The 11,591-nt window shown below is 64.6% G+C and carries 7 protein-coding genes; 1 reads left to right on the top strand and 6 read right to left on the bottom strand.

The genetic code is table 11. The features are described 5' to 3' along the window. Nucleotides 1-51: 51 nt before the first annotated feature. The 3 genes from P3T42_RS01230 to nirB form a co-directional block, all read right to left on the bottom strand. The gene (locus P3T42_RS01230) at nucleotides 52-4,278 is read right to left on the bottom strand and encodes a molybdopterin-dependent oxidoreductase (protein ID WP_429304932.1); all 4,227 of its coding nucleotides are present in this window, start codon (nucleotides 4,276-4,278) and stop codon (nucleotides 52-54) included. A 16-nt stretch (nucleotides 4,279-4,294) separates the two neighbouring features. Then, complete coding sequence (nirD, locus tag P3T42_RS01225; RefSeq protein ID WP_074299228.1) at nucleotides 4,295-4,642, bottom strand: nitrite reductase small subunit NirD; 348 nt, start codon at nucleotides 4,640-4,642, stop codon at nucleotides 4,295-4,297. A 70-nt stretch (nucleotides 4,643-4,712) separates the two neighbouring features. Further along, nucleotides 4,713-7,256: a nitrite reductase large subunit NirB gene (nirB, locus tag P3T42_RS01220; RefSeq protein WP_429305246.1), complete on the bottom strand. Its 2,544-nt coding sequence runs from the start codon at nucleotides 7,254-7,256 to the stop codon at nucleotides 4,713-4,715. 647 nt (nucleotides 7,257-7,903) lie between these two features. On the opposite strand from nirB, the gene cobA reads away from it, so the two are divergent. Beyond that, nucleotides 7,904-8,695, top strand: coding sequence for a uroporphyrinogen-III C-methyltransferase (cobA, locus tag P3T42_RS01215; RefSeq protein WP_429304931.1), 792 nt, complete (start codon nucleotides 7,904-7,906; stop codon nucleotides 8,693-8,695). Nucleotides 8,696-8,703: 8 nt separating this feature from the next. Here the strand turns inward: cobA and P3T42_RS01210 are convergent, their stop codons facing one another. The 3 genes from P3T42_RS01210 to P3T42_RS01200 are packed head-to-tail and all read right to left on the bottom strand — an operon-like array spanning nucleotide 8,704 to nucleotide 11,546. Then, entirely contained in the window at nucleotides 8,704-9,621 is a 918-nt protein-coding gene (locus P3T42_RS01210; protein ID WP_429304930.1) for an ABC transporter substrate-binding protein, read from the bottom strand. Nucleotides 9,622-9,671: 50 nt separating this feature from the next. Continuing rightward, nucleotides 9,672-10,178: a flavin reductase family protein gene (locus P3T42_RS01205; protein WP_143788427.1), complete on the bottom strand. Its 507-nt coding sequence runs from the start codon at nucleotides 10,176-10,178 to the stop codon at nucleotides 9,672-9,674. Nucleotides 10,179-10,229: 51 nt separating this feature from the next. Further along, entirely contained in the window at nucleotides 10,230-11,546 is a 1,317-nt protein-coding gene (locus P3T42_RS01200) for an LLM class flavin-dependent oxidoreductase (RefSeq protein WP_074299232.1), read from the bottom strand. Nucleotides 11,547-11,591 lie beyond the last annotated feature (45 nt).

The following is an 11,591-nucleotide window of genomic DNA, read 5'->3' as shown; positions in this document are numbered from 1 at the left end:
CGCCATGTCATGCCACGCAGCCGGCACAGCGCAAGCGGCACGCTTCAATATTCAATAAACATCCCGCACATAGCGCTTCTCCCGCGCCAGCCCGTTGACATACTCGAGCGCTTTCTCGTCGCTCATGCCGCCGTGTCCGGCCACCAGCGCCTTCAAGGCCGCATCTACGTCTTTCGCCATCCGGCTGGCGTCGCCGCACACATAGAAATGCGCGCCAGACTCGAGCCACGCCCACAACTCCGCACCGTGTTCGCGCATCCGGTCCTGCACGTAGATCTTCTCGCTCTGGTCGCGCGAGAAGGCCAGGTCGAGCCGGTTCAGCAGGCCCTTCGCGCGCATCGTGTCCAGCTCGTCGCCGTAATAGAAGTCCGTCGCGGCATGCTGCTCGCCGAAGAACAGCCAGTTGCGGCCGGTGTCGCCGCGCGCCAGCCGTTCATGCAGGAAACCGCGGAACGGCGCCACACCGGTGCCCGGTCCCACCATGATCATCGGCGTATCGCCGTCGTGCGGTGGACGAAAATGCGCGGACTTCTGCACGTACACCGGCACGCTGACATCGCCTGCGCGATCCGCAAGGAAGGTCGACGACACGCCCTTGCGCTGGCGCCGGCCATTGCTGTAGCGAACCGCGGACACGGTCAGATGGACTTCGCCCGGATGAGCCTTCGGACTCGACGCAATCGAATAGAGGCGCGGCTGCAGGCGCTTAAGCACGCCGAGCAACTCCGGCGCCGTCAGCGTCACGGGAAACTCGTGCAGCACGTCGGCCAACTGTTGGCCCCACAACCATTTCTTCAGATCCGCCTTGCGGTCTTCGGCGAGCAAGGCGCCGAGTGCGCCGCTCGAATCGCGAGAGGCGATGAACGCCAGCGCTTCGTGACTGGGACGGGCAATTTCGTAGTGCTTGCCGAGTGCGTCGGCGAGGCGCATCTCCCCGGCGCCGCTGACATGGACCGCCGTATCCGCCGCGAGCCCGCTCAGGCCAATCAGCTCGTCGACAAGTTCCGGGCAGTTGCTCGGCCACACGCCCAGTGCATCGCCGACTTCGTACTCAAGGCCCGAGTCGCCGGTCGACAATGAAAAGTACCGCGTGTCCTTCGACGCGCCCTGCTTGTTAAGCCGCAAATTCGTCACGAGCCGCGAGGCCGCGGGATGCGCCTTGGTAGCCAGCGCGCCGGGCAGGACCGACGGGATCATGCCGTCTGCCGGCACGTCGTGAAGCGCGGCGTCTTCCTCCTTGATACGCGCGACGATCCGTTCGAGCCACGCGTCGGCAGCAGGTTGAAACTCCGTGTCGCAATCGACGCGCGGCAGCAGGCGCACCGCACCCAGCTCCGCGAGACGCGTATCGAGCGCCATGCCGTGTCCGCAAAACGCGTCGTAGTTGCGGTCGCCGAACGCCAGCACCGCGTAGCGCAGATTATCGAGGCGCGGCGCGTGCTCGGCCTTCAGTGCGCTCCAGAAACTCGCGCCGTTGTCGGGTGGATCGCCGTCGCCGAACGTGCTCGACATCAACAGCACATATTGCGCCTTGGCCAGTGCGGCGACGTCGTAATCCGCCATACAGGTGGTGCGAATCTCAAAGCCCGACTCCATCAACTGCGTCGCATACCGTTCCGTCAGCGATTCGATGTTGCCGGTTTGCGAGGCCCACAGCAGCAGCACCTTCGGCCGCGTCCGCGCAATCCGCACGGCGGATGAAGACAGGGCTGCGTCGGACGCGAGGAGTGGCGCGCCGCCCGGCGACGGTGTACCCGCATCGGCACGGCTGTAGAGACCCGCGAGCATCCCGTCGAACCAGAGCCGCGTCGACACCGGCAGCGGCGCGCTGGCCGGCAGCACCGGCACGCCGTCCGCGAGTCCGCCTGGGCTTGCACGCAAGCCGCCGATAAAGCCGGCGACGTAGGCACGTTGAGCGTCGTCGAGCCGGGGCGCCGGCATGTCCGGCAAACCGAGCAGGTTGACGAGGGCGTCGATTCGGGACATGTCCCTTTCCTTCGGAGAACTGACATCGTCCGCGAGCGCCGGGGCTGCGGTTTCGATGCCGGAGTGGATGTGGTCTGAGTCTCTGGAATCGTCCGCGTCGGCGGCCGGTTCCGGTGCGACCCTTGTCAGCGCCACTGCGCAGAACTTGAGTTCCGGCTGCTGCGAGATCGGGTCGACCGCGTCGTGGGTCACCGCGTTGATGCAGAGGTCGTCGCCGAACACGTCGTTCCAGTGCATCGGCGCGAAGCACGAACCGGCGCGCACGCGCTCGGTCACCACAGCGGGCAGCACCGCGCGGCCGCGCCGCGAACGCACTTCGACGCGGTCTTTCGCCGCGATGCCGAGCGCCGCTGCATCCTCCGGGTGAATCTCGATGAACGGCCTGGCGTTCAGCTTGTTCAGCATCGGGATCTTGCCGGTCTTGGTCATCGTGTGCCATTGATGCTGCAAGCGGCCCGTGTTCAGTACGATCGGATATTCCGGCACCGGCATTTCGGCCGGCTCCGTATGCGGCCGCGCGAAGAACACGGCCCTGCCGCTAGCAGTCGGAAAAACCAGCGCCGGCCGGCTGCCGTCCGGCCGTTCCTTCAACGTCTGACTGATACCGTCGTTCAGATAACGCAGCGGATTGCGGTCGCGCATTGCAACCGGAGCGCCTGGCACCACCGACGCCCCCGGCGCGCACGGCCATTGCAGCGGCGTTTCCCGCAGCCGTGCGTAGCTCGCGCCGCGCAGGTCGTAACCGGTCTTCGGATTCGAAGCACGCGTGATCTCCGCGAAGACTTCCTCGGCCGATGCATACGTGAACGCCTCCGCGAAGCCCATTTCGCAGGCCACCCGCGCGATGATCTGCCAGTCGGGCAGCGCCGCGCCCGGCGGGTCAATGGCCTTTTGCATGAGCGTCAGGTTGCGCTCGGAGTTGATCATCACGCCTTCCGCTTCGGCCCACAGCGCGCCCGGTAGAAGCACGTCGGCATAGCGGTTGGTCTCGGTGTCGAGAAAGGCGTCTTGCGCGATCACCAGTTCCGCCGTCTGCAGTCCGGCAATCACGTTCTGCCGGTTGGCGACGCTCGCCACCGGATTGGTGCAGATGATCCAGCATGCCTTGATCTCGCCGGTCGCCATGCGCGAGAACATATCGATCGTGCCCTGCCCGACCGCCGTTCTGAGCGTGCCCGGCGCCACTTGCCACAGCGCCTCGACGAAGACCCGGTCCTCTTCCACCAGCACCGAACGCTGACCCGGCAGGCCCGGTCCCATGTAGCCCATTTCACGGCCGCCCATCGCGTTCGGCTGGCCCGTCAGCGAAAACGGCCCGCTGCCCGGACGGCAGAGCTTGCCCGTCGCAAGATGCAGGTTGCAGATGGCGTTGGTGTTCCAGGTGCCGTGCGTGCTCTGGTTCAGACCCATGGTCCAGCAGCTCATCCACTCCGGCGCGGTACCGATCCATTGCGCGGCGGTACGGATATCCGCCTCGGGGATGCCGGTAATGGCCGCCACCTTCTCCGGCGTGTAGTCGGCGAGGAAGGCCGGCATGTCGTCCCAGCCTTCCGTGAAGGCGGCGATAAAATCCGGGTTCGTCTGACCGTTCTCGTGCAGCAGATGCAGCAGACCGTTCAGGAGTGCCAGGTCGGTGCCCGGCTTGATCTGCAGGAACAGGCTCGCCTTGTCCGCCGTCGTATTGCGGCGCGGATCCACCACGATCAGTCTGGCACCCGCCTTGACGCGCTCCATCATGCGCAGATACAGGATCGGGTGACAGTCGGCCATGTTGGCGCCGATCACGAAGAACAGATCGGCCTGGTCGAAGTCCTGGTACGAGCCCGGCGGACCGTCGGCGCCCAGCGAGAGCTTGTAGCCGCTGCCGGCGCTCGCCATGCACAGGCGCGAGTTCGATTCGATGTTGTTGGTGCCGACAAAGCCCTTGGCGAGCTTGTTCACGAGGTACTGCGCCTCGATCGACATCTGCCCCGACACATAGAACGACAGCGCGTCGGGCCCATGCGTGTCGAGCAGCGTGCGCAGGCGCCGGCCGGTATCGGCGATCACCTGTTCGAGCGGCAGCGGAATCGGATCGCTCTTGCGGTCGCCACGTTGAAAGGCGTTTTCCAGACGTCCCGACTTGCGCAGCGCGACGTGGGCCGACGAGCCCTTGGTGCAGAGTCGGCCGAAGTTGGCGGGGTGTTCCTTGTCGCCGGTAATCTTCACGACGTGGCCGTCCTCGACCTGCAGGACCATTCCGCAGCCGACGCCGCAGTAAGGGCACACCGTCTTGACGCTAGCGCGGCTCATCACGTGCTCGACCCGTTTATACCGCGACCCAGACCTGGCCGTCTTTGACCTGCGCGGCAAACGCGCTAACGGAATGCTCAGGCGCTTCAAGACACTCGCCGGTGCGCAGGTCGAAGTGCTGCTTGTAGATCGGCGAGGCCACTACGATGCGCTCGCCGAGGTTGCCGATCAAACCGCGCGACAGCACGGCGGCCTGCGAGCAGGGGTCGTAATTGTCGATGGCATACACGCCGCCCTCGCCTTGCGCGACATTGAACACGGCCACCTGCTTACCCTCGACGAGCGCGCACACACCGGTGTTGGGCACGATGTCGTCGAGCGCGCAGACTGGCACCCAGTTAAGCGGATTCAGGTCGTGACTCATGATGGGTTTCCCGGCGTGATTGAGTGAACGGACAAATGAGTGAGCGGCAAAGGCTTTAACAAAGGCGGCCTCAAACCGTCTCGACGATCACCGGAATCGGGAACGCCTTGGCAGCCTCGCGTTCGGCCGGCGTCGCGGGACGAATCTGGCCGCGCTCCTCGACGAAGGTCACGGTCTCGTCGACCTTTTCGCTGTTGACGAAGTGGCGGAAGCGCTTGCGGGTCTCGGGGTCGGTCACGGCCTTCTTCCACTCGCACTCGTAGGTGTCGACCACGTTGCGCATCTCCGCTTCCAGCTCCGCGGCGAGTCCCAGCTTGTCGTGCACGACTACGTCGATCAGGTAGTCGAGGCCGCCCTCGAGGTTGTCGCGCCACACGCTGGTGCGCTGCAGACGGTCGGCCGTACGCACATAGAACATCAGGAAGCGGTCGATGTAGCGCACCAGCGTCTCACGGTCCAGATCCGCCGCGAGCAGTTCGGCGTGACGCGGCTTCATGCCGCCGTTGCCGCACACGTAGAGATTCCAGCCCTTTTCGGTGGCGATGATGCCAACATCCTTGCCTTGCGCTTCCGCGCATTCGCGGGTGCAGCCCGAGACGCCGAACTTGATCTTGTGCGGCGAGCGCAGGCCTTTGTAGCGGTTTTCGAGGCCGACGGCGAGCCCGACCGAGTCGCCCACGCCGTAGCGGCACCATGTCGAGCCCACACACGACTTCACGGTGCGCAGCGCCTTGCCGTAGGCGTGGCCCGATTCGAAACCGGCCGCGATCAGTTCTTCCCAGACCAGCGGCAACTGGTCGACGCGTGCGCCGAACAGATCGACCCGCTGGCCGCCGGTGATCTTCGTGTAGAGGCCGTACTTCTTCGCCACCTGGCCGACGGCGATGAGCCCGTCCGGCGTCACCTCGCCGCCGGGCATGCGCGGCACCACCGAATAGGTGCCGTCGCGCTGGATGTTGGCGAGGTAGTAATCGTTCGAGTCCTGCAGGCCGGCGTGTTCCTTCTTCAGGACGAACTCGTTCCAGCACGAAGCAAGAATGCTGGCGACGGTGGGCTTGCAGATATCGCAGCCGAGACCCTGTCCATGTTTTTCGAGCAGCGCGCCAAAGGTCTTGATGCCTTCCACGCGCACGATGTGATGCAGTTCCTGGCGCGAGTACCGGAAGTGTTCGCAGACGTGATTGTTGACGTCCATGCCCTGCTTCTTCATCTCGGCCTTCATCACCTGGGTGACGAGCGGCACGCAGCCGCCGCACGAGGTGCCGGCGCAGGTGGCCGTCTTCAGCGCGCCGATGCTGGTCGCGCCCGCGCATACCGCGGCGCAGATATCGCCCTTGGAGACGTTATTGCACGAGCAGATCTGCGCGGCCTCCGGCAGCGCGTCGACGCCGAGACCCGGCTTGGCCTTGCCGTCGCTGGACGGCAGGATCAGGAATTCCGGCGCGTCGGGCAGCTCGATGCGGTTCAGCATCATCTGCAGCAGCGTGCCGTATTCCGCGGCGTCGCCCACCATCACCGCGCCGAGCAACTGCTTGCCGCACTCCGAGACCACCAGCTTCTTGTAGACCTGTTTGCGCTCGTCGCTGAACTGGTACGAGCGGCTGCCTGGCGTCTTGCCGTGCGCGTCGCCAATGCTCGCCACGTCCACGCCCATCAGCTTGAGCTTGGTGCTCATGTCGGCGCCGGCAAAATCCGCCTCGTCGCCGAGCAATTGCTTCGCCGTGATGCGCGCCATCTCGTAGCCCGGCGCGACGAGTCCATACACCATGCCGTTCCACGCCGCGCATTCGCCGATCGCGTAGATGTCGGGGTCGCTCGTGCGGCAGGTGCCGTCAATCGCAATGCCGCCGCGCGGACCCAGTTCGAGTCCGCAGGCACGCGCGATCTCGTCGCGCGGCCGGATGCCCGCGGAAAACACGATCATGTCGGTGTCGAGATGCGTGCCGTCGGCGAACTTCATGCGGTGCGTACCCGCTTCACCGTCGACGATTTCGAGCGTCTGCTTCGCCGTATGCACCTGCACGCCCAGTTCTTCGATCTTGCTGCGCAGGACCCGCCCGCCGCCTTCATCGACCTGCACCGCCATCAGGCGCGGCGCAAACTCGACCACGTGCGCCGCCAGTCCCATGTCGCGCAGCGCCTTCGCGCATTCGAGCCCCAGCAGTCCGCCGCCCACCACCACGCCGGTTTTCGCGCGCGCGCCGCAGGCCTGCATCGCTTCGAGGTCTTCGATGGTGCGGTAGACGAAGCAGTCCTGACGATCGTTGCCTGCGATCGGCGGCACGAACGGCGACGAGCCGGTGGCCAGCACCAGCTTGTCGTACGACAGCGTCTCGCCGGTCGAGATGCGCACCGTGCGCGCCGCGCGGTCGACCGACAGCGCCTTCGCATTGAGCTTGAGCAGCACGTTCTCGCGCTCGAAGAAGCCGGGCTTGACGAGCGACAGGTCCTCCGCGGACTTGCCGGAAAAGAATTCGGACAGATGCACGCGGTCGTAAGCGGGACGCGGCTCTTCGCACAACACGGTGATGTGCAGCGCGGACTTCGCCTCGTCCACCAGACATTCGAGGAGCTTGTGACCCACCATGCCGTGGCCGATCACCACCACGTTCATGACAGGGGCTTCATCCTTGCCCAACCCGGTTTCCAGCTCGATTCGCGACATGATTTTCGTCCGGCAAATAAAAAGGCGTCCCGCGGATTCAATCGTCGAAGCGACTGAATTCGGGGGACGCCGTTGTCCAAAAGCCCGTGATCTATGGAGTGACTTTTGCTGCATGCTGGCCGGACCATCGTTGATCCGCCGGGCAAACTTATGCAAAGGCCATGCCATGCGCGAGAATGCCGTGCTGCGACCGCTGCGGCGGGCGTCCCGGCTTGTCGCGGTGCATGGCCGCGCGCTGCCTGACGACGCATTTTGATGCGGCCCGGCACAACGCTGGTGCGGTGCAGCACTTCATCCGTGCAGGGTGTTGAGGCTCATGCGACGCGCTGCGCCAGCCAGAGGTACGCGGTAATCATCTGGCCTGGATATTGCCTTTGATAGAATGCGCGGCAACGATGTCGACGCAACGAATCGCGCGACCCGAGGGCTGCAAGGCCCACGCGTCGCACTCATCAGACAGGCTCAGGACAACGGCGTCCCCTCGTTTAACATGACGAGCGGACGCCGTTTGCATTTGGCGAAGCGCGAGCCCTGACATTGCAGCCGCGAGTGCAACAGCGACTGCAACAGCGGCAACGCGGAACAAGGACATCATCATGGCAACCGGCAAGGTCACCTTACTCAGCGCGGGCCCGGGCGAGCTCGATCTGCTCACCCTGCGCGCCGCGCGGCTGCTGGCAAGCGCGGACGTCGTGCTGCTCGACGATCTCGTCAACCCCGAGATCGTGACGCTGGCGCCGCAGGCGCGCGTCATCCGGGTCGGCAAGCGCGGCGGCTGCAAGTCGACCCCGCAGGCATTCATCCAGCGGCTGACCCTGCGCTACGCACGCGCCGGACGGCACGTGGTGCGGGTGAAAGGCGGCGAGGCCCTGCTGTTCGGCCGCGCCGGCGAAGAGTTGAGCGAGTTGCGGCGTGCGCAGATTCCGTTCGAGATCGTCAACGGTATTTCGTCGGGGTTTGCAGCGGCGGCGGGACTGGGCATTTCGCTCACGCATCGCGATCACTGCCAGGGCGTGACGTTCGTCACGGCGCATCTGCGCGACGGCAGCGAACCGAACTGGGCCGCGCTTGCCGCTACCGGGACGACGCTTGCCGTCTATATGGGCATGAGCCGCATCGACAGTATCTGCGCAGCGTTGCTCGCGGCGCTGCCCGACGGCACGCCGGCTGCGGTGGTGCAATCCGCCGGCACGTCCGACGAGCGCCGCGTGCTGGCGACGCTCGCGACGATTGCCGCCGCTGCGCGTGAAGCGGGCCTCGGCAGCCCTGCGGTGATTCTGGTTGGCGATGCGATCGGCGAGGCTGCGCTCAGCGTTGAACAGGCTTCGCCTGCGCCTGTGCCCGCTGCGCCGCCTGCCGGGTCCGATGACGAGCGCCGTTACGCATAACGTCCACGTTACAACTGCGCACCGTTGATCGGAAACAGCGGCTTGGCGTCTTTCGGCGACAGCCCCCACTTCTTGAGCAGCATGTCGTAGACGCCATCCCTGCGCAGCTTCAGCAGCGCCTGCTGCACGGCAGTGGCCAACTGCCTGCCTTTTTCGTCCACACCGAAACCGATACCGTACGGCGCCACCGGATTGAAATAGACGATCTTGTACTTCGAGGGGAATTTGTTCGCGTTGTAAGCGCCGACCGGCGAATCGACCCACGCCACCTCGCTCGCTCCCGTGGAAAGCGACAGGAGCGCCATGTTCGAGTCGGGATACGTGGCCACGACAAGCGGCTTCTTCCCCGCCTTGGCGCAGCGCTCGCTGATGCCGGCACTTTCCTGCATCGAGGCTGAGCCGCGCGGCAGCGCGACCTGCAAGCCGCACAGATCGTCAAGGGACTTCATCGACAGTGGCCTTGCCGGTGAGACGACAATCGTCTCGCCCATGTTCAGGTAATCGACAAAGGTCACAACCGGATGCCGCGAAGTGAAATCGGCCAGGGAGAGCAGTACGTCGAAACGATTGGCACTGAGGCCTGGAATCAGCGCATCGAACGAAGACTGGGTGAGCCGCAGCTTCAGGTTCAGCACATCGGCGGCGGCCGCCAGCAGGTCCGGCGTGAAGCCGGCGATATCGCCGTCATCGTCGACGAACTTGATGGGCGCGACGTCGGGATTGACGCCGGCCGTGAGCGTCCCGCGATCGCGGTAAAACTTCGGCACCATCGCCGCGAGCGCGGCGTCTGCCTGGATAGCCGGGAGTTTCGGTGCGTCTTCCGCTCGCGCGGCCTGAGCGAAGAAGAGCGCCGCGATGAAACATGCCCCCGCGGGGACGACTGTTCGGGACCTCGCGATCCTGCCGAACAAAGGATGATGACTCATGCTTGTCAAACCTCGATGATGAAACATGGCGGAACCTGCTGGCAAGCGGACTAGGTCGCCCTGAGCGTGCTTTGGGCATAGTCGCGGTGATGCCACAGGAGGCAGCCTGTGGCGACATCCTCGTTGACGGTGGCGTCGGCAATCTGCCCCACCATGATGCTGTGCGTAAAGCCGTTATGCACCGCCACCAGGCTGCATTCGAATACGACCACGGCGTCGATCAAGGTGGGCACCCCCGTCCTGCCCTCCTCCCACTGGTCGGCTTCGAAACGCTCCGCGCCGCGCGACGAAGTAAAGCGCTTCGCCACAGGCATCTGATCCGCCGAGAGCAAATTCACCGCGAATTTTTTCGTGCGCAGGATAACGTCGTGCGCGGACGCCGTCTTGTTGACGCAGACCAGCATGGTGGCGGGATCGACGGACAAGCTGCACACCGAGGTTGCAATCAGCCCCCACGGCAAGCCGGCCTCGCGCGTCGTGATAGCAGTGATGCCGCTGGCAAAGCAGGTCATGGCGTGGCGGAACGCGTCGGGGTTCACATGGGTGGTAATGGGCATGGCTCTTACTCGAAGTTGATCAATGTCCTGCGTGCCGTGTCGGCGCCCGGCTCAATCGCCAAACCGTAACGGCTGGAGTCCAAGATTGCCGCGCAAGGTACTCGACGCGTACTCGGTGCGAAACAGGCCGCGCTTGCGCAGTTCCGGAAGAATGAGTGCGACAAAATCGTCCAGGCCGCCCGGCAAGATTGCGGGGCAGAGATTGAAGCCGTCCGCCGCGCCTTCCTTGAACCACGTCTCCATGTCGTCGACGATATCCGCTGCGGTGCCGATGAGTTGCCGCCCCCCCGAGGCTCTCAGCTTGTAGAGCTGCCGGATCGTCAGATGATCGCGCCGGGCCATGTCGAGCAGGCCTTCGCCGATACTGCTGACCGGCCCTGTGGCCACCTCCGGCACCGGCCCGTCCAGGTCGTAGCCCGACAGGTCGCCGAGCGTGCTGTAGAGCACCGCCAGACCGCTCAACGGATCGATCAACTCCTGCAACTGGTCGAACTTGTCCTGGGCTTCCTGTCTCGTTCTGCCCACATAAGTGGTGAGTCCGGGCATGATCAGGAGTTGATCAGCGGTTCTTCCATATTTCTCCAGCCTACCCTTTAGGTCTGCGTAATATTTCTGAGCCGACAAGATATCGAAGGAGGCGCTGTACACCACGTCCGCGCTTTTCGCGGCGATCTCACGCCCGGCTTCAGCCGCCCCCGCCTGCACGATGACCGGACGCCCTTGCGGCGTGCGAGCGGAATTCAGCGGCCCTCGCACGCTGAAATGCTTGCCTTTGTGATGCGGCACGTGAAGCCTGGATTCCTCGTAGAAGATCCCCGTCTCCTTGTTGCGGATGAAGGCGTCGTCTTCCCAGCTATCCCATAGTTTCTTCACCACATCGACGAATTCGTCGGCACGCTCGTAGCGCTCTTCGTAACCGAGGTGTTCGTCGCGGCTGAAATTCCACGCTTCCTGCTGCGACCACGAGGTGACGACGTTCCAGCCGGCCCGGCCGCCGCTGATATGGTCGAGCGACGCGTACTTGCGGGCAATATGAAACGGCTCGTTATAGGTGGTGGATGCCGTCGCCACCAGGCCGATGCGCGACGTGCACGCGCCGATGGCCGCGAGCAGCGTGAGCGGTTCGAGTTCGGCGTTCTTCGAGTCGCGGGCCAGCGAACCCTTGGGCGTATCGGAAGCGCGAACGCCGATGCCGTCGGCGAAGAAGATCATATCGAGCTTCGCGGCTTCGGCCTTGCGGGCGCTGTCGAGAAAGTACTGGAAATCGATCGCCCCGTCCGCCGGCACCTCCGGGTGCCGCCACGCCGCCATGTGATAGCCCAGATAACGCATCGAGAGGCCGATTCTCATCATTCCATCCTTGTCCATCACATCTCCTGGTCGATCAGATTATTGAAAACAAACCATCCTGCA

It is taken from the genome of Paraburkholderia sp. GAS38 (assembly GCF_050434965.1).
Taxonomy (GTDB): domain Bacteria; phylum Pseudomonadota; class Gammaproteobacteria; order Burkholderiales; family Burkholderiaceae; genus Paraburkholderia; species Paraburkholderia phenazinium_A.
Note: the sequence above shows the minus strand (reverse complement) of the source record. Positions and strands in the feature narration are given on the sequence as shown.